The organism is Salinicola acroporae (assembly GCF_003206615.1).
Taxonomy (GTDB): Bacteria; Pseudomonadota; Gammaproteobacteria; order Pseudomonadales; family Halomonadaceae; genus Salinicola; species Salinicola acroporae.
In genome coordinates this window covers 13,905-30,996 of the sequence record NZ_PZJW01000018.1, presented here as the reverse complement: position 1 = coordinate 30,996, position 17,092 = coordinate 13,905, and the positions used below count along the sequence as shown (strand labels likewise).

The window sequence follows — 17,092 nt, the reverse complement described above, 5'->3', positions numbered from 1 at the left end:
TTTCAGCCCTCCCGCAGGTGCTTGGCGACCTGCTCGACCGCGGCGACGATGCCGTTGTAGGCACCGCAACGGCAAATGTTGCCGCTCATGTATTCGCGAATGGTGGCGGTATCGGAGGCGTGACCTTCCTCGATACAGGCGATGGCGGCCATGATCTGTCCCGGCGTGCAGTAGCCGCACTGCAACGCGTCATGATCGATGAAGGCCTGTTGCATGGGATGAAGCGTCTGCCCATCGGAAATGCCCTCGATGGTCAGCACTTCCGCGCCATCGGTCTTTGCCGCGAGGGTCAGGCAGGAAGCGACCCGGCGCCCGTCGACGTGCACCGTACAGGCACCGCACTGGCCGTGATCGCAGCCTTTCTTGGCCCCGACCAGGTCCAGCCTCTCGCGCAGCAGATCGAGCAGCGAGGTGCGCGCATCCACCCGCAGCGTCCGGCGAGTGCCGTTGATTCGCGGTGAAATCTCGATGACGTTGCCGGCCGCCAGCCCCGGCGCCGGTTGCCCGGCCGCGTCGGGTTGCTGCGCATTGGCCTTCCAGGGGGCCATGACACCCAAGGGCACCATGGTGGCTGACATGGCCCCCACCTTCATGACGGTACGTCGTGTCACGCCCGATGATTGGCAAGGCGCTTTCCAGCCCGGCGGGCTTGATTCAGGGTCCATTACCGCGGCCTCCTCTAGGGTTTCAATACTGCACTCTGGCTTGGCTACCCATCACCTAGCTGCGTCTCAGAACGCTTTGGAGCGAGAAAGCCCCCGGTCCACCTGCGGCGAAACAAAGTGCCACCACGCCGAGAATCAGGGGATATTCGTATCCCCCATCGATCCATACGAAGGTGGGGGCATGGATATAACAGATGAAGACCATCTCGACGGCTATCGCCAGGGCGATGAGGCGGGTATGGAGTCCCAACGCGATGGCCAGCGCACCGAAGGTCTCCAATATCGCCGCCGCGAAGGCAAAGACAGGCGCGGCCGGCAGACCGAACGATGACTCGATCAAATGGGTCGCGCTAGAAAAAGGATCCGGATTCTCGCCATGGGGTAGGCCCAGTAATTTAGGGTAGCCATGGGTCAGCAAGACGAGCCCGAAAACGATGCGGAGAACGGTGTAGCCGGTCGCCGACAGAAGACTGCTTGACCTGCGCTCCAGTAAGAATGCCATTACCGCGGACAATGACATGCCCGCGCCAGCCCGGCCTCTGAAATGGGAATTGTCAGACATTCGAGTCTCCTTGATTTAGGATTCGACGGGATCATGGCACCGATGCCAAACAGAGGCTATTACGCCCATGCTGACTTCAGAATTCAGAAATCAATAACAACAGGATTTGGATTGAAAATCAGGCCACTTCAATAGCCAACTCGGCACCGTCGTGAGCGAAAGCCACACCATTGAATATCGCCGCTTTCATCCCACCCCACTCGGTAGCTTCAGTCACATGATGCGATATCGATGGAGACTCTATCCCTCGGGTCCGACCCATTCCGCTTATCGCCGGTTCGTTTCCGTAGCGGTGACCAGCACACGGATCCACCTCGAAAGAGATCATTGAAAGCGGGCCCATTTCCACGCCCGTGCCGGGCCGATGCCGTCATCCGGCGCCAGTCCGGCGACGACCGCTACCGTTTACTGTCAGGCACTTTTTGACGGTAAGCCCATCTTCTCCCGTGTCAGCGTTTCATCCGCCCGGCCCCAGCCGCCGTCGGCGACCTCTTCCACCAGCACCATGGTGTAAGGTCGAACGTCCTCTCCAAAATATTCGACGAACATCTCGGTAGTACGGTGAATGATTTCTTCCTTGCGGGCATGATCGACGATGCCCTCCGGGAACTTATAGTTGGCAAATGGCATGATATTTCCTGTTCAATTAAAGATAAGAATGGCGTTCTCTACACGATAAGTGGCGGATCCAACCGAGCTCATAGGACGACGCCCCCCTTCTGGAAACGTTTCGGTTTCAGCAGCTGGCCAAAGCCGATCCGACGAAGGAACTCCTCGCGAATCCGGTCGATAACCCCGTAGGAAACGGCGGAACCATCGTCAGCGGGATCGATGACCACGCGAAACGGTCGCTGGCCGAACGGCGTCGCGACGATCTCGGCCACTTGATCGGCAACCGCCTGGGGGTCGGCCTCTTCTGGGACAGTATCCGCGAGGGCTTTGCGCATCGTGTCGCCGAACCCATCGGGTAGACCCGCCTCGTATTCGCGCTCCCGCCGGGTGTCCAGCGGCGAGCCTGCGTGCGCGAAGTGATTGGTGCCGCGAGTGTAGGCACCCGGCACCACAATCGAGGTCTCGATACCGAAAGGCGCCAGCTCACGGGCGTAGCTGACAGCGAGGGCGTCCATTCCCGCCTTGGCCGCAAAGTAGGGCCCGAGCATGGGCGGAACACCGCCAGCCACGCTGCTACTGCCGATCCAGACGACCAGACCTCTGCTCGCCGAGCGCATATGGGGAAGTACGGCTCGATTGACCCGCTGCGTGCCCAATACGTTGACGTCGTAGAGTTCGTCGAGCTGCTCGGGCGTGAAGGCTTCGCTCGGGCCCCACACCATGTGGCCAGCGTTGTGGATCAACACGTCGATGCGCCCCTGCTCGGCGATGATTCTGTCGATGGCGCGCTGGGCGGAAGCCGCTGACTGGACATCCAGCTCGATGACACGCAGATCGACCGCGTGTCGCTCGGCATGGGCCGCGATCTCCTCCGCACGCGAGGCATTCTTGCCATCGAGCCCACGCATGGAGGCGTAGACAACATGGCCGGCAGCGGCGAGCGCGTTGGCCATCAGACGCCCAAAGCCGCTGGACGCACCGGTCACCAGGATGACTTGACTCATCATTGACCTCTCCGTGTCGATCACGCGAAGCCGCCATTGGCACGGAGAATCTGGGCATTGACCCAGCCTCCGTTCGGCCCTGCCAGGAACCCCACCACACCGGCAATGTCCTCCGGCTGGGCGAGTCGTTCCAACGGTGCCATGGCGGCAATGGACTGGATCTGCTCGTCGCTCTTGCCCTCGAGGAACAGATCGGTCGCCACGGGCCCGGGCGCCACCGCGTTGACGGTGATATTGCGCCCGCGCAGTTCATTGGCGAGCACTTTCACCAATCCCTCGACCCCCGCCTTGCTGGCGATGTAGGCCCCGTAACCGGGGAACGATTTCGCTAGCACTGACGAGGAAAGCGCGATGATGCGCCCCCCTTCCTGCAGTTCCTCCGCGGCTTTCGCCATGACCAGCCAACTACCGCGCAGGTTGGTTGCCAGCATACGGTCGAAAAGATCGATGTTGGCGGTCGAGATCGGTGCCAGATCCATGATGCCGGCACTGTTGACCACCACATCCAGTCGCCCAAACGTCTCCAATGTCTTGTCGAACAGCCGGGCGACGGATTGTGGGTCGGCGATATCGGCCTGAACGGCCAGCGCCTGGCCGCCCTTGCCTTCGATGTCGGCAACGACCTGGGCAGCCGATGAGGCGTTACCGGCGTAGTTGACGACAACGGTGAAACCGTCATCAGCGAGCTTGAAGGCGATCGAGCGACCGATACCGCGAGAGGCACCGGTAACGAGCGCGATCTTTCGGGTGATATCCGTCATGCGTCTTCCTCCTGTCCGAGTGAGTATGGCCTTTTGCCACACGATACGAGCAGGAGCAGTATTGATGTTCGCCGTGGATCAATAAATCAGCTAGATTGACAAGACCATTCACCTCCGACAAACAATCAAAATGGACAAACTCGATGCCATGACGCTCTTCGTACGCATCGTCGAGAGCGGTAGTTTTACCAAGGCGGCCAATGCGCTCGACATTCCCAGGGCTACCGCCACACTCGCGATCCAACAGTTGGAGAGTCGCCTTGGCGTTCGACTGTTGGAACGCACCACGCGTCAAGTCCGCCCGACGCCGGAAGGCGAGGCGTTTCATGAACGCTGCGTGCATTTACTGGCGGAGCTGGAGGATGCCGAAGCGATCCTGCGACCGGTCTCCACCACGCCCTCCGGCGTGCTTCGGGTCGAGATGCATGGCGCCCATGCGCAATTGATCGTACTGCCTCGCATCCAGGCGTTTCATGAGCTTCAACCCAAGCTGAACCTGATCCTGACCAGCGGGGACCGGCGAGTCGACTTGATCGGAGAAGGGGTCGATTGCGCGGTACGTGCCGGTATCCCGGACGACTCGAGCCTGATTGCTCGCAAGTTGGCCGAAATGTCCCAGGTCATTTGCGCCAGCCCGGCCTATCTGGAAAGTGCCGGCCACCTCGACCACCCCGAAGCGTTACGGTCACACCGGGTCGTTCGCTTTTTCTCAGGCAACGGCGCCATCGACGCCACACTGGAGGTTGTCATCGATGGCCAGCCGCAGATGTTCGAGGCCAGCGGTTGGATCACGGTCAACGACGCCGCCAATTACGTCGAATGCGCCCGACAGGGATGCGGCATGATCCAGCTGCCCCGCTTTCACGTCGCCCCCGAGCTCGAGACAGGCGAGCTCGTGGAGATCCTCCCCGACTGGCCCAAACCCACCTTGCCTCTCTACGTGGTCTACCCCCAGCGTCGCCAACTCTCGCCCCGCGTAAAGGTCTTCCTGGATTGGCTTACGTCGATCTACGCCGAGCGTCAGCTCGGTTAGGCGCCCCCTCTCCTCACCCTTGACCTTCAGGGAAGCGGAAGTCGATCCCCCCGGCAGCCTGTGCGGGCCGATCCCCTCCTGTGTCACCGAGCCCCGCTTGTGCGTGAGGCGGGATGACTCTCTCATCGAGACCGAATCTCGAGACACGACAGATTGCCGGCAACGCCCGCGGAAGGTATGTTATAATGTAACACATTCATGAGATAACCATTGGCCATGACTTCACTTCGCCCACTTCCCGATGTCGCCGGACAGACCGGCACGACGGGTAGTCATCCGCCTCGCGCGCTGCAACATGTCGGCATGGGTGGCATCGCGTCTCGCCTGCTGTTGGAGGATGGCGCCCGGCTTCCCGTCACCGTGGACGTCGGCGTGGATCTGGCAGCCGGCCATCGGGGCATTCACATGTCGCGACTCTACCGCCTGCTCGACCGGCTCGACGAAACGCCGCTAAGCGTCGATAACTTCCGCGACCTGGGTGTTGCGCTGCTCGACAGTCAGGAAGGGATCAGCGAACGCCTCGAGCTCTCGCTGCATTTCGATCTGCCGTTGCGTCGACCGGCGCTCTTGAGCAACGCCAGTGGCTGGCGACACTATCCGATCACGCTCGCGCTCGGCGGCATGCGCGGTGATCGGCACACGGTGCTGACGCTGTCGCTCGACTATTCATCCACCTGTCCCTGCTCGACGGCCCTCGCGCGTCACGCCATGGCGCGGGACTGGCGTGCCTGGGCAGACGAGCATCCGGACGCCGCGCGTGTCCCCGACACGCTAGCCCGCTGGATCGAGCAGGATGGCAGCTTCCCCACGCCGCATAGCCAGCGCAGCCGGGCACGCATTGCCCTCATGCTCGCCGAGTCGGCAACGCTGGACTTCGCTTCCCGTATCGACGACTTCGAGCAGGCGCTGCAGACACCGGTGCAGACGCTGGTCAAGCGGGTCGATGAACAAGCGTTCGCCGAGCGCAATGGGGCCAATCTCATGTTCTGCGAAGACGCCGCGCGTCGCCTCGGCGACTGCTGCCACGACCAACCCGGTGTCGACGGCTATCGCGTCGATATCACTCATGCCGAGAGTCTGCACGCCCACGATGCGGTTGCACGGATCGAACACAATTTCGCCACGCGCTGAGTCGAGCCGACTCGCGCCTCGTCGGGAGAGCGTCACGCGACGATCGCTCTCCATCGAGCCGTCCCGAGGCCGTCAATTCCTCAAGTGAGAAAGGCCGCCTCCAGCGCCACGGCGGCAGGTCATAAGCCACCTAGGCGTACTAGCGGCCGCTTGTCGGAGAAACCAGAGTGACGCTTAAGACTCTACGCTCTGTCTGAAAAATGCCTGCGCTCGCCCATACGGCGTTAAAAATTGACTCAAAATGCTCATTTACACCTCGTAAACTCCGCTTTTTCGTCAATTTTTGCCTTGTCTGGCCATCGCTCGCCGATTTTTCAGACAGAGCTTAGTGCGCAAAGCAATAAAACTAAAAAACCGCCAATTAAGTTTAAAAAAAACACTCCCCTAATCAGCTCACTCCAACAATGCTACTAATATTCAAACAACAGGCCAAGTTATAAAACACCAGGGTTAGAAAGATTTCGATACCGTTCCAAACTGGTGGAGAGATGAACTCTCATAGCCTCACGTGCTTTCTCGACACTAGCCTCTCTGATGGAATGGGCAATTTTTTCATGTTCACCGAACATTTTTTTCAGATAATCGCGAGAGAGCTTAGGCTGCCAATCGTGAATTAGCTGGCTAGGTGGGATAATGACCGGGCCTATAAAATCCAGAAACTTTGGCATATAACTATTACCACTAGCCACAGCTATCGCCATGTGGAAATCGAAATCAAGTTGGCGTGGATTAAGCATGAAATCATCGATATCACGCGCCTTATCCAAGACATCGAATATACGAGAAATTGCTACTTCATCGCGACGTTCTGCAGCTAAGCCAGCAGATTCAACCTCAACGCCAAGTCGTAACTCTAAAATATCGATGATCTCCGAAATCTCTCCAAGCTTTTCGGCTCTAATTTTAAGAACTGAGCGCTCTTTGCTGGCAACAAAAACGCCTTTACCTTGTCTTGAAATGACCAGTCCTTCAGAACGAAGTAGTGCCACCGCTTCTCTAACTACACTTCGACTTACATTATAGGCTTCAACCAGTCGGGACTCCACCGGCAATTGATCTCCTACTGAATACTCGCCAGATGAAATCTTTTGGGCAATTCCAAGAGCGACAGAGGAAGACAAGCTGTTGCGATTTTTCTTCATAGCATTCTCAAAATAAGATAAGCTAAATACCGTCCATCAGTTCATCATACTACTTTGGACAAAAAATCGCTACAATGCGCTTGCCTCCCTGCCCAAAGTGCGAAGATTTCTTTGAAATCGTTTGCTTTTAATCCTAACGGCTTGCTACCAAGCCATCTCAGGAATTGAGCACACATTTAATTCGAACCTATCTCGATCTACTCCATTAAGGTCTGCAAGCGAAGCTCCCCCCTTAAGCATATTTTTCCAGTCCATTTCTTTCTCTTCATCCGCCTTGGCTTTCTCAACAATTTTCCAGATTTCATCCTCGAGAGGATCGATGCACAAAACACCATTGAGATCACCAAAAATCACATCGCCAGTTTTAACAGTCGCACGACCAATTTTTATTTCGGATGTCAGTCGTGCGCCGGGGGCGTATGAAGCACGAGTCGTAACAACCGTAGTGCCTTTTGCGTACAACGGCATACCAAGTGCGGTAACTTCCTCTAAATCAGTGATAACGCCATTGACAATGATGCCTTGGGCGCCTTTGAGTTGGGCAGCAGTCGCAACCATTTCTCCTACGCATGCCATCTCAGTATTACCGGCTCTATCTATGACCAACACATCACCTGGCCGTAGCAACTCGATCGCCAGATGAACAGGTGTAGAGTCGGAGGTCGGCTGATGCACTGTAAGCGCCGTGCCAATACACCGACAGAAATTATTCAATGCCTTAATATCATACGGCAGTGCGACATCAAGATAGTGCCCAAGTGAAGCCGGCTGAAGGCCAGACAACGCAGCGATCAAGCGCTCGGCGCTCTTTCCCCGGAATTTATTAAAAACATCACGCATGATTGGATTCCTTCGGCAGTTCCAAATCGTCGGTAATTTTTGCGAGACCCTGATTAATGAAAGCAATGTCGTTTCCTACCAAGAACATGGAAGCCCCTAACCGCCGCAAAATTTCCAGTTTTGTACGATTAGTAGGAAAGCAGCCCAACATAATTTTTATTTTTCTTTCATTGCACTTTGCGGCCAATAGCTCTACCACATCGCGGAGTGAGGAAGTATCCATGGTATAGTCGACAGCGCATCCATATGACAACGCAAAATCTGCGGGGCCAAAATGAATCGCGTCGATGCCAGGAACAGCCAGGATTTCATCGATCTGATCAAAAAATTCGATATTCTCGGCCATTGGTATTACTTTACAGCGCTGGTTCTCCTGCTGGATATAGTCGGCCCATCCAAAATCACGGCTTGCGTAGACAGCACTCCTGACGGAACCGTCACCGCCTCTTCTTCCCAAAGGCGGAAATTTCATGGAATCGACGACGCTGGCAACTTGTTCGGCTGAACGGATCTGAGGCACGATTACGCCCTCGGCTCCCATCTCGACGGTTTTGCGTAGCAAAACCGGGTTACTGTCTGGGACGCGGACCAGTGGTGCGATTTTGGCCGCTCGCGATGCCAAGATCAGTCGTTCAAGTGCCGAGTCGACACCTACGGGGCTGTGCTCCGTATCGATGAATACGAAATCTAGCCCCCAATTGGCCGCGATCTCAATCGCGGCGGGTGAGGCAGAATAGACGTTTATACCGAAAACATCCTTGTCGAGATTCAATAAGCTATCCAGATACATGGATCACACCTTCTCTGACAGCAGCTTGTAATCCTGAGGGCGGCGATCCTGAAAAGGGTGAACCTCATACACACCCGGATCACGAATAATGGACTTGTTGCGCGCGGAAGAAAGATCAACTTCATAGTAAAAGATGCCATCGGCCTTCCCGGCATTGATCAACTCCGCACCATCCGGACCAATCAAATGGCTGGCCCCCATGAACTCCATGCCGTCGTCCAGATCATTTCGATTAGATGATAAGAAGTATGTGAAGTTTTCCGCCGCGCGCACCTTGCTAAAAATGTCTGGCAACAGGCGGGCTGCTTCTGGCCAAGCAGCCGGTAGGACGATGAGCTCTGCTCCAGCCAAAGCCAGGGCCCGAAACACTTCAGGAAAGCGAATTTCATAACAGATGGCGAGGCCGATCTTACCGATTTCCGTCTCAAAAATCGGGGGTTGATAAGTATCGGGAATATCCGTAAACCGGTCGCCTATCATGAAAGGTAGGTGCATCTTATGATGCAAGCCAATAATGCCCTGTGGCCCTACTAACGCGGCTGTATTAAAAACCTTGTTGCCCATAGTTTGGTAAAAGCCAACGACGACATATATCAAACTATTCTTAGACGCTTGAACGATAGGGTCTAAATCCCCACGTGCAATATCGACGGCGGATTTTTTTAGCTGCTCTCTTGAATCAAAAGATCCACCAGTTAGAAAGCACTCGGGAAATGCAATGAGGCGGGCCCCACCTTTCGCCGCCTCTTTTGCCTTTTCGGCCACCAGGTCTATCGTTGCTTTCGTATCACCATGCTTAGGCGAAAACTGTGCGAATGAAACTAACATAAAAACCTCGATCCAATCTTAAAATTCAGTTCAATTGATAACCAACCGCATCGAAAACTTCTTCGACCAAATCAGAATCAAAGGTTTCGACATATTTATTGATAACTGGAGATTCTGCGTCCAGCATTGCTTGGCGCTGTTCATCGGATATTTGAGTAACAACATTTCCTGCATCACGAATTTTGTCTAGCGCCTCCAGCTGTGCTTTACGAGAAATATCCCGTTGTTCTTTAGCAGTTTCTCTTGCTACTTTAACCAATAAATCTCTTTCATCAGCATTGAGCTGATCCCAAAACGGCTTGCCGATCAACACGATCTGAGGGTTGTAATTGTGACGAGTCACGGTCACATACTTTTGAACTTCGTAATATTTAGACCCCCAAATAAAAGGCGCTGTTGTTTCTTGCCCATCGACAGCACCTGTCTCCAATGCCGTATATAGTTCCGTGACAGGCATTGGAGTTGCGTTGGCACCCAATGCTTCCCACATGTCTACCAACAAGGGGTTTTGCTGAACACGAACTTTCAGACCTGAAATGTCCTTTAGACTTTTAACTTCACGCTTGTCATTTGTCAGGAGTCGAAATCCTTGCTCCCAGAAAGCGAGTCCGACTACGTTGTGCTCAGGTAGCTGGTCGGTTAGTTTTTCCCCCACGTCGCCATCAAGAAGTTGGTCCATCACTTCGGGGTCCTGATAAATAAACGGCAGGTCTAGGATACCAAAATCCTGAACCTCGCTGATCATATTACCCGCATTCCAGACCATCATCTCCACGACCCCACCTTTAAGTGAAGATAGAACTTGGACGTCACCTCCGAGCTTGCCGTTCGAGAAAACTCTGACTTTTATTTTCCCATCACTCTGATCCTCTAGCTTCTTGGCGAAAATATGCATCCCTTGGACTGGCGGGGTTCCTTCCTGCCCAGTAGCAGCGAATTTAATCGTATGACTACGATACTCTTGAGCCTGTGCAGTCAAGGCAAACCCTAAAACCATCAGCCCGATAAGAATTTTTTTCATGAATCACCTTGTGTTTGTGTTGATGTTACGTACGTTCATTTACCAGATAGCCAAGTTGCCGGAACTTGAACTATTTCCGGTATCATCACTATGAGCGCCAATACGAGGAGCTCGGCAATCAGAAAAGGCGTGACACCTCGAGTCAGCGCCGTGAAATCTAACTTCCCCACAGAACAAACGACGTTGAGTACGGTTCCTACTGGCGGTGTTATTAGCCCAACTGCACCCGTTATCATAAAGATGACTCCGAAGTAGATCGGGTCTACCCCAGCATTAGTTACGACAGGAACGAGGATGGGCGCGAGTAAAAGAATCGTTGGTGTCAGATCCATTGCAGTCCCTATCAACAAGATTAGTAGCACCACTACCGCGACGAGGAGTTTGGGATGATCCATAACTGGTTCTATCAAACTAATGATTTGATCTGGAATGTCAGCAATCGAAATCATCCAAGCAGGAATTGCTGCGGCGGCTACGAGAAACATGACGGCCGCTGAGGTCTTTGCCGCGTTGAAGGCAAGATCCGATAGATGAGAAAGTGAAAGCTCGCGGTACACGACACATGAAACGAAGACGGAATATACAGCGGCAACGGCGGCGGCTTCAGTCGGAGTCATAATTCCAAAGCGAAGACCGACTAAGATGATCACGGGCAGCATCAGTGCCCAAAATCCGTCGACCAAAGCTTTACCCCTCTCCGACCATGATGCTCTCGCCGAAACTTCCAGATCGTCACGATACGCTACGATGCTCCACGCGATGCAAAGAGCCAACGCTATTATTATGCCAGGTACGATACCGGCCAGGAAAAGTTTACTGATCGACAAATTGGTAGCAACGCCAAAGACAATGAAGCCAATACTCGGTGGTATGATAGGGCCAATAATGGAGGCTGAGGCAACCAACCCGGCTGATGTGCCTTGTCGATATCCAGCACTTATCATCATAGGCAACAATAGAGCCGTTAATGACGCAGCATCGGCAAGAGCAGAACCAGAGAGACTGGACAGCAATACGCCAGCAAATATGACGACATAGCCAAGTCCCCCTTTTCGGTGCCCAACCAGTGTTTGCGCTAGCTTGATGATGCGCTTAGAAAGCCCTCCTGCATTCATCACCTCCCCTGCCAGTATGAACAACGGTATCGCCAACATTGGAAAGCTATTGGCAGCATTAATCATATTTTGTGCAATAATTTGACCGTCAAACAGGCCCATTTGCCACATCAGAGCGATACCGCTAATGATCAGCGCATATGCTATCGGTGTGCCAATCGCCAAGAAGCCTAGCAAAGACGCCCCAAATAATAAAACGGTCATTTCGAGCTCCTTGCTTGGTCATAATGATTTACGTCGCCCTCATGGAGAGCTGATTTTCGCTCAAAGCTCTTCGACACCGACTTAATTAGTCTCACAATCATAATACCGCCGCTAATAATGGAAAAAAACACTCCTGATGCATAGAGTAAGGCGGAGGAAAGTAGAGTTGAACTGGAAATGACGTTTAGGTTCAAAATGGTTTGATGCCAGCTTCCTCTGAAAATCATAACCGAAACGCCCAACATCGCAATATTAATTAATATCTCACATAAACTTCTTGGAATAGAAGGTAGTTTAGAGACAACAACGTCGACAGCTATCAACCCTCGTTCATAGACAACAAGGGCCGCGCCCACAAAGGTCATCCAAACAAATAGCAGTGATGCCCCTCCCTCCGCAATGTAAATACTGCTATCGAAAAGATAACGTAATAAGACATTCGCAAAGACAAGCAGCACCATGCAGGCTAGACATAAAATCATAAAGTAGCGCATAGACTTGAGACCGACGTTTAACATCGTCATGCGATATAGCCTCTTGGTATTGTGTTTATATCCAGCTTCGAACCGGAAGCATTTTCAACTTATTTAACCACTTCACATGAGGCATGAATCTAGCGTCTTGACGGATGACTGACAACTTCGACATTAGTCTAATCCTCGGCTCACCTCTTCTTCTTTCCCCTTCCATACGGCGACATGATGCGGGTCGCAGCGTTGACTGCTTAGGCAAGAATTTCGGCGATCTCCAACCAAAAATTACGTAACGAGAAATCCTTAGGCTGCTAAAACGCGCATAGCGGCAGGTCCATATCATGCTCTTAATCAGGTATTAGCCATCGACTTTCAGAGCGAGCGTCTTACCGTCCGGCTGGAGCATAATCCAGTGCCAGCCGCCTTCGGCGATGGGCAGGGTCAGCTTTGACCTGCCACGGGTTTTTTCCTCCATCGTCAACTAGGGCCCGACCTCACCAGAGGACGGACCATGAAACGCGCGAGATTCACCGAAGAACAGATCATCGGCATCCTGGCTGAGCACGAAGCAGGGGCGAAGTGTGCCGATCTATGTCGCAAGCACGGCATATCTGCTCTGCTCCCTGAAAACTGGACTACGTTTAGCTGGAGTTTGCGGTGCCTCATCCCTCGCCATGACTCACCTCCCCGGCTCCGCCATCCACCACGGCGGCATCACGCTCGACCGGCTCATGCAGACTCGGCGGGTTGCTGAAATCCACATGGATCGGCGACGGCATGACGCCCGTCCACCACTGATCGCCCGTGGCGTATTTGGCGCGCATGCGACCCGCGATGTCACCCACGTCCCTCGGCACGTCCTCGGTCTTGTCCGGCAACGGTAGCGGCATGCGGATCTTCCAGAGCTGGCCGCCCTCGAGCAGCGCGAAGGCCTGCCCCTTGGGCAGATTGATGACATCGTTGGGCGTCAGCATCTCCACGGACTCGGTGCCGATGCGGTCGCCTGCCGAGGAGCTGAAGTCCTGGTCGCTATTCACGTCGGCATTGTCACTGGCCATCGACACCATCAGCCGGGTCGAGACGTTCACCTTGGCCAGCTGGTCGGTCAGCAATCGCGCGGTGCGCTCCTCGCGCATCCTCAACATGATCAGATTGTTGAAGTTGCCCACCACCTGGCCGGCCTTCGCCGTGGAGCCGATCCGCGCTTCGATGTCCGAGAGCGTCTGGGTATAGGCGGTCACCTGGATGCCGGCGCCGCCCCCTTTGTTGATCAACGGGATGAACTCGCCGCCCATCAGCTCGTTGAATTCGTCGCAGTGCAGGTTGATCGGCAGCTTCTGGCTCCCACCCTCCCCGGGCAGGCCATCCTCGGACCCGAATTTGTAGATGTGACCGGCGACCGACACGATGTCGGCGAACATCGAATTGCCCACCGCCTGAGCGACCTCAAAATCACTCAGCGCGTCGAGCCCAACGTAGACCACTCCCTTCTTGCGAATGATCTGCTGCCAATCGATGATCGGACGCTCGTCCTCGATGTCGTCGTAGTCCGGCGAGAGCAGCTCGGCGATCTTGCCGCTGGTCAGCTTCTCGAGCAGCGGTAGAAGCGACGCCACGATCTTGTCGAAGTAGGTCTTGTCATAGCGCACCGCAGAGAGCAAGCCATCGAGCACGGGGTCGCTCAACGATTCGATGACATCGGGCTGTTGCAGGTACTGGACGATCGCGACCACCCGCTTGTGGCGACCCTGCAGGTTACGCGGCGTGTTCTTGTCGTTGGTCTTCCCCTCGATGTCGGTGATCTGTTGGTTCGACCCTGGAAGCTGCTGCTCCAGCATCTGCTGGACGTACTACATCAACAGCGCATCGATGTTCACCACATCGGCCAGGATCTGGCCGTAGCTCGGCCGCTCACCCAGGGCATGCCGAGCGCGTGCCACGATGTTGACGAAACGCCAGGCGAACTGGCGAAACGCGGCAGAGTTGCCCTCGCCGGAGAGCTGACCGGTCACGCGGGTCGATACTTCGGATAGGCGCGAAAAGCGCCCACGGCGTTGTAGCGGCACGAGACGTCCGGCCAGCCCAGATGGAAGATGTAAAACTCGTCACCCCGTCCAGCCTTCTGGGCCTCGGCGTACATGCGCATCATCAGATCCGCGTCCCCCTTGGGATCGAAGCAGATCGTGATGTCGCCACGCCGGATGTCCTGGGTGATCAGAATCTCGGCCAGACGCGTCTTGCCCACGCGGGTCGTTCCCTCAACAAGGGTGTGCCCCACCCGCTCACCGAGCGGCATCCAGACGTCGTGCTCTCGCCACTCGACGGCATGCAGCGCCGGACGCCCGCCGACCGGTGGTAGCGGCCGCACCGGATTGAGCATCGAGTCCCAGCGCAGCAGCGCGGCGATATGTTGGCCGACCGCTCCGCCCTCCATCGACTGCTCGAGACGGCGGGCGCGCTGATACCAGGGGCTCGGCTGGACGTAGCTCTTGGCAGCCGGCTGAGCCGCTTCATGCAACCGCTGGGTGTGCTGGGCATCCCATTTGAAGCCTTTGCCCAGCCACAAGCTCCGCCGGCTCAAGGGCACCTTGCGCGCCGGCAACGCGAAGCGCGGCAGACGGCGCATGTTGCGGCGATAGCGCAGCACGACCCATGCCTGACGAAAGCGCCAGGCGACGAACGCGGCAAAGCCCGCTGCCGTGGTGATGCCGACACTGGGCGCCAGTGCCAGCGACCAGGGTGCCCAGATGCACAGGACGACGCAGCCGGCGCAGATCCAGACGGTGTACAGCTCGACGGCGGGTCGCAGTAGGGATTCGAGGGGGTGATTGCTGCTCATTGCTCGATGCCCCGCTGGCTGATCAGCGCGGGGTAATGTCGAAGGCCAAGTCGCTCGGCCAGTCCATCACCGGAAACGGGGCGAAGCTCGAGCCCCTGGGCTGCATCGCGCAGAGCCTGCAGGGACGGCTCATTGGATACCTGAACCACCAGCCCCACCGCGTTCATCTTGCGCAGGATATCGCCGCGCTGGGCAAGCCACTGACGAGACAAGTCGTCATCACCAACCAAAAAGACGGGCGTGAACCCGCCAGGTAGGTCCAACTGACGCGGCGTCACGGTGCCAGGCGTCAACTGCTCGCTCTCGAGCGGCAGCATGTCCTGTTCCCCAAAGGGGCGGGCAGGACGCGCCTCGCCACCCAACTGCGGTGAGTAGCCTTCCTCCTCACCGACCCCGGCGCCCTTGATCGCCACATAGTAAGGTCGGGCCGGCTCGCCCCCGTGATCGGCGATCACCGTCAGCTGAGGCAACCCAGGGGGGCGCTTGGCAGAAGTCTGAGCCCATGCAGATGTCGACAGCAGCGCTATCGCACCCACTGACAGCAGGCTGAGGCAGCGTGATTGTTTCATCGGGATCTCCTATCGGATGGCGACTTCGGCCATCCAGGGACGCTGCTCCGGCGTTACCCAGGTGACGTCGGTGTCGGGCGTACGTGGACCGGGGGTCACCCAGGTCAGCCCCTCATCCGACGCAGTTGAGTGGCCACTCTCCACTGACGCTAGTGTTGGTCGATGGGATCGCTTCGAGACCGGCGTCTGACGTGCAGCCATCCGTGCCGGCGAGTCAATTTCTAGAGAGGGGGATGTGCCGAGCCGAGCCAGCTCCTGACTCACCACGGCGCGGTAGCGCTCGGCGGGACGGCCACCTGCTGGACGGTGATAGCGACCGGCAGCGATCAACCAGTCACCGGCATCATCGAAGTGGGCGCGTATGAGTGCCGCCGCTTCATCGAGATTGGCGTAGGGATTCAGCCCATCGCAGGGATCCGCGAAACGCTGGCCAGCGCCGAACAATTGCGGCTGCCAGCGCACGTTGAGCTGCGCGATCCCCACGTCGACGATCTGCGTTGTCTCGAGCGCATCAGTCAACGCCTGGCACGCGGAGGTTCGATCGCCGAAGCGCATCGACTCTCCCGCGACGTTCAACGTCCAGGGCCAGGGGCGACGACGCGCGTCGAGACTCACCACCGACTCGGCGCTGGCCACGGCGTAGAGCACCGCCGGCGGTACACCATGATCCTCGGCGGCGACCACATAGGCTGACGGGATGTCGGGTTGCTCGGCGTGAGCCAGGCCGGCAACTACCGCCGTCACCAGCCCAGTCATTGCAGACTTCAACGCGCGCGAGATCATCGCTCAGCCCCTCGGCGCAACACGTGGCAGCTGACTGCTGTCGACGTCCAGCGATCCGCCATGGTTGAGCGTCACCGTGCCGGTACGCACTTTCGCCGGTGGGATGCCGACCTGAGCCGCCCAGCTGCGAATGCGATCGTCGTCTCCGTTGGAGTCCAGGACCCAGATGTCCATGGCCGCACCGCTGCTCAGCAGACGCTTCACAGTCGCATCGCATTGGTCACACCCCTCGGTGGCCACGACCACATTCAGACGCTGACTGGAGGCTCCCGGGTCGCTACCGAACACCGATCGGGTCGCGTCTTCACCATCTCTTGTGGAGAATGAATTGACCGGCATGTCGTTGGGATAAAGCCGCTGCCAGGCGTCGTCGTAGGCGCGTTGAAACGCGAGTTCCGCCTCGACGCGGGCGCGCTCGGTTTCCACCAACTTCTCGGCGTACTTCTGACGCTCGGCCTGACTGCGAGCTTCCAATCCCAAGGCGGTCAGCGGATCCAGATCGGGAGACCAGGTGCCACGCGGCCCCTCCATGATCGACTCATAGCGTCGGTACTCCTGCTGATTCAGGCCCCAGGCCTCGGCAGCCCGTGGACTGCTCTGCTCCAGGCGCGTCTGATCGATACGCGTCGACTCGCTCTCCTGCCCTTCCTGAGCCCATACGGGCAAGGCCGTAAACAGCAGCAGCACGTAAGCCAGGCGTCGATTGCAATTCAGCGTCAT

The 17,092-nt window shown here is 56.5% G+C and carries 20 protein-coding genes and 1 pseudogene; 3 read left to right on the top strand and 18 right to left on the bottom strand.

Annotated features, from left to right (window positions below):
* Positions 1-2: 2 nt before the first annotated feature.
* From DOM54_RS19295 to DOM54_RS19275, 5 genes are all read right to left on the bottom strand, one after another.
* Positions 3-578, bottom strand: coding sequence for a (2Fe-2S)-binding protein (locus DOM54_RS19295; protein ID WP_240613976.1), 576 nt, complete (start codon positions 576-578; stop codon positions 3-5).
* A gap of 142 nt (positions 579-720) precedes the next feature.
* Positions 721-1,227, bottom strand: coding sequence for a DoxX family protein (locus DOM54_RS19290; RefSeq protein WP_206019156.1), 507 nt, complete (start codon positions 1,225-1,227; stop codon positions 721-723).
* A gap of 411 nt (positions 1,228-1,638) precedes the next feature.
* Positions 1,639-1,857 (bottom strand): tautomerase family protein, encoded by a 219-nt coding sequence (locus tag DOM54_RS19285; protein ID WP_110717884.1) that lies wholly within the window; start codon positions 1,855-1,857, stop codon positions 1,639-1,641.
* A 68-nt stretch (positions 1,858-1,925) separates the two neighbouring features.
* Positions 1,926-2,846, bottom strand: a complete 921-nt coding sequence (locus tag DOM54_RS19280) for an SDR family oxidoreductase (protein WP_110717883.1) — start codon at positions 2,844-2,846, stop codon at positions 1,926-1,928.
* Positions 2,847-2,863: 17 nt separating this feature from the next.
* Positions 2,864-3,604, bottom strand: a complete 741-nt coding sequence (locus tag DOM54_RS19275; protein ID WP_110717882.1) for an SDR family oxidoreductase — start codon at positions 3,602-3,604, stop codon at positions 2,864-2,866.
* A gap of 148 nt (positions 3,605-3,752) precedes the next feature.
* On the opposite strand from DOM54_RS19275, the gene DOM54_RS19270 reads away from it, so the two are divergent.
* Both DOM54_RS19270 and folE2 read left to right on the top strand, forming a co-directional pair.
* Positions 3,753-4,637 carry a LysR family transcriptional regulator gene (locus DOM54_RS19270; protein ID WP_240613975.1) on the top strand — a complete coding sequence of 295 codons (885 nt, stop codon included), beginning with the start codon at positions 3,753-3,755 and terminating at the stop codon, positions 4,635-4,637.
* Positions 4,638-4,853: 216 nt separating this feature from the next.
* Positions 4,854-5,768 carry a GTP cyclohydrolase FolE2 gene (folE2, locus tag DOM54_RS19265; protein ID WP_110717901.1) on the top strand — a complete coding sequence of 305 codons (915 nt, stop codon included), beginning with the start codon at positions 4,854-4,856 and terminating at the stop codon, positions 5,766-5,768.
* A gap of 434 nt (positions 5,769-6,202) precedes the next feature.
* On the opposite strand, the gene DOM54_RS19255 is transcribed toward folE2, so the two are convergent.
* The 7 genes from DOM54_RS19255 to DOM54_RS19225 all read right to left on the bottom strand — a co-directional run bounded on the left by DOM54_RS19255 (position 6,203) and on the right by DOM54_RS19225 (position 12,232).
* Entirely contained in the window at positions 6,203-6,910 is a 708-nt protein-coding gene (locus DOM54_RS19255; RefSeq protein WP_110717879.1) for a FadR/GntR family transcriptional regulator, read from the bottom strand.
* A gap of 144 nt (positions 6,911-7,054) precedes the next feature.
* Positions 7,055-7,750: an RraA family protein gene (locus tag DOM54_RS19250; protein ID WP_110717878.1), complete on the bottom strand. Its 696-nt coding sequence runs from the start codon at positions 7,748-7,750 to the stop codon at positions 7,055-7,057.
* On the bottom strand, positions 7,743-8,540 hold the full coding sequence (locus tag DOM54_RS19245; RefSeq protein ID WP_110717877.1) for an HpcH/HpaI aldolase family protein: 798 nt from the start codon (positions 8,538-8,540) through the stop codon (positions 7,743-7,745). Before DOM54_RS19245 ends, DOM54_RS19250 begins: the two co-directional genes overlap by 8 nt.
* A 3-nt stretch (positions 8,541-8,543) precedes the next feature.
* The gene (locus DOM54_RS19240; protein ID WP_110717876.1) at positions 8,544-9,368 is read right to left on the bottom strand and encodes a carbon-nitrogen hydrolase family protein; all 825 of its coding nucleotides are present in this window, start codon (positions 9,366-9,368) and stop codon (positions 8,544-8,546) included.
* 25 nt (positions 9,369-9,393) lie between these two features.
* On the bottom strand, positions 9,394-10,389 hold the full coding sequence (locus DOM54_RS19235) for a DctP family TRAP transporter solute-binding subunit (protein ID WP_110717875.1): 996 nt from the start codon (positions 10,387-10,389) through the stop codon (positions 9,394-9,396).
* Between the two features lie 35 nt (positions 10,390-10,424).
* Entirely contained in the window at positions 10,425-11,708 is a 1,284-nt protein-coding gene (locus tag DOM54_RS19230; protein WP_110717874.1) for a TRAP transporter large permease subunit, read from the bottom strand.
* On the bottom strand, positions 11,705-12,232 hold the full coding sequence (locus DOM54_RS19225) for a TRAP transporter small permease (RefSeq protein WP_110717873.1): 528 nt from the start codon (positions 12,230-12,232) through the stop codon (positions 11,705-11,707). Before DOM54_RS19225 ends, DOM54_RS19230 begins: the two co-directional genes overlap by 4 nt.
* Positions 12,233-12,692: 460 nt before the next feature.
* On the opposite strand from DOM54_RS19225, the pseudogene DOM54_RS19220 reads away from it, so the two are divergent.
* Positions 12,693-12,815, top strand: a pseudogene (locus DOM54_RS19220) (transposase); the annotation flags it as partial.
* A 28-nt stretch (positions 12,816-12,843) separates the two neighbouring features.
* Here DOM54_RS19220 and traD read toward each other — a convergent pair.
* From traD to DOM54_RS19200, 6 genes are read right to left on the bottom strand one after another with little or no spacing between them, the layout of a single operon-like run.
* Positions 12,844-14,019 (bottom strand): conjugative transfer system coupling protein TraD, encoded by a 1,176-nt coding sequence (gene traD, locus DOM54_RS20670; RefSeq protein ID WP_425517763.1) that lies wholly within the window; start codon positions 14,017-14,019, stop codon positions 12,844-12,846.
* A gap of 12 nt (positions 14,020-14,031) precedes the next feature.
* Entirely contained in the window at positions 14,032-14,193 is a 162-nt protein-coding gene (locus tag DOM54_RS20665) for a hypothetical protein (protein WP_425517762.1), read from the bottom strand.
* Positions 14,190-15,020, bottom strand: a complete 831-nt coding sequence (locus DOM54_RS20660; RefSeq protein ID WP_476748604.1) for a P-loop NTPase family protein — start codon at positions 15,018-15,020, stop codon at positions 14,190-14,192. Before DOM54_RS20660 ends, DOM54_RS20665 begins: the two co-directional genes overlap by 4 nt.
* On the bottom strand, positions 15,017-15,589 hold the full coding sequence (locus tag DOM54_RS19210) for an integrating conjugative element protein (protein WP_110717872.1): 573 nt from the start codon (positions 15,587-15,589) through the stop codon (positions 15,017-15,019). The genes DOM54_RS20660 and DOM54_RS19210 overlap by 4 nt, the downstream gene beginning before the upstream one ends.
* Before the next feature lie 9 nt (positions 15,590-15,598).
* Positions 15,599-16,345, bottom strand: coding sequence for a lysozyme family protein (locus DOM54_RS19205; RefSeq protein ID WP_206019155.1), 747 nt, complete (start codon positions 16,343-16,345; stop codon positions 15,599-15,601).
* 30 nt (positions 16,346-16,375) lie between these two features.
* Positions 16,376-17,092 (bottom strand): TIGR03759 family integrating conjugative element protein, encoded by a 717-nt coding sequence (locus DOM54_RS19200; RefSeq protein ID WP_110717871.1) that lies wholly within the window; start codon positions 17,090-17,092, stop codon positions 16,376-16,378.

Excerpts from the sequence above, each read along its gene's own strand:
- DOM54_RS19250 (WP_110717878.1), bottom strand. The coding sequence starts at position 7,750 with ATGCGTGATGTTTTTAATAAATTCCGGGGAAAGAGCGCCGAGCGCTTG.
- DOM54_RS19245 (WP_110717877.1), bottom strand. The coding sequence starts at position 8,540 with ATGTATCTGGATAGCTTATTGAATCTCGACAAGGATGTTTTCGGTATA.
- DOM54_RS19285 (WP_110717884.1), bottom strand. The coding sequence starts at position 1,857 with ATGCCATTTGCCAACTATAAGTTCCCGGAGGGCATCGTCGATCATGCC.
- DOM54_RS19270 (WP_240613975.1), top strand. The coding sequence starts at position 3,753 with ATGACGCTCTTCGTACGCATCGTCGAGAGCGGTAGTTTTACCAAGGCG.
- DOM54_RS19225 (WP_110717873.1), bottom strand. The coding sequence starts at position 12,232 with ATGACGATGTTAAACGTCGGTCTCAAGTCTATGCGCTACTTTATGATT.
- DOM54_RS19230 (WP_110717874.1), bottom strand. The coding sequence starts at position 11,708 with ATGACCGTTTTATTATTTGGGGCGTCTTTGCTAGGCTTCTTGGCGATT.
- DOM54_RS19280 (WP_110717883.1), bottom strand. The coding sequence starts at position 2,846 with ATGATGAGTCAAGTCATCCTGGTGACCGGTGCGTCCAGCGGCTTTGGG.
- DOM54_RS20660 (WP_476748604.1), bottom strand. The coding sequence starts at position 15,020 with ATGAGCAGCAATCACCCCCTCGAATCCCTACTGCGACCCGCCGTCGAG.
- DOM54_RS19290 (WP_206019156.1), bottom strand. The coding sequence starts at position 1,227 with ATGTCTGACAATTCCCATTTCAGAGGCCGGGCTGGCGCGGGCATGTCA.
- DOM54_RS19240 (WP_110717876.1), bottom strand. The coding sequence starts at position 9,368 with ATGTTAGTTTCATTCGCACAGTTTTCGCCTAAGCATGGTGATACGAAA.
- DOM54_RS19205 (WP_206019155.1), bottom strand. The coding sequence starts at position 16,345 with ATGACTGGGCTGGTGACGGCGGTAGTTGCCGGCCTGGCTCACGCCGAG.
- DOM54_RS19255 (WP_110717879.1), bottom strand. The coding sequence starts at position 6,910 with ATGAAGAAAAATCGCAACAGCTTGTCTTCCTCTGTCGCTCTTGGAATT.
- traD (WP_425517763.1), bottom strand. The coding sequence starts at position 14,019 with ATGCTGGAGCAGCAGCTTCCAGGGTCGAACCAACAGATCACCGACATC.
- DOM54_RS19275 (WP_110717882.1), bottom strand. The coding sequence starts at position 3,604 with ATGACGGATATCACCCGAAAGATCGCGCTCGTTACCGGTGCCTCTCGC.
- DOM54_RS19210 (WP_110717872.1), bottom strand. The coding sequence starts at position 15,589 with ATGAAACAATCACGCTGCCTCAGCCTGCTGTCAGTGGGTGCGATAGCG.
- folE2 (WP_110717901.1), top strand. The coding sequence starts at position 4,854 with ATGACTTCACTTCGCCCACTTCCCGATGTCGCCGGACAGACCGGCACG.
- DOM54_RS19200 (WP_110717871.1), bottom strand. The coding sequence starts at position 17,092 with ATGACGCTGAATTGCAATCGACGCCTGGCTTACGTGCTGCTGCTGTTT.
- DOM54_RS19295 (WP_240613976.1), bottom strand. The coding sequence starts at position 578 with ATGTCAGCCACCATGGTGCCCTTGGGTGTCATGGCCCCCTGGAAGGCC.
- DOM54_RS19235 (WP_110717875.1), bottom strand. The coding sequence starts at position 10,389 with ATGAAAAAAATTCTTATCGGGCTGATGGTTTTAGGGTTTGCCTTGACT.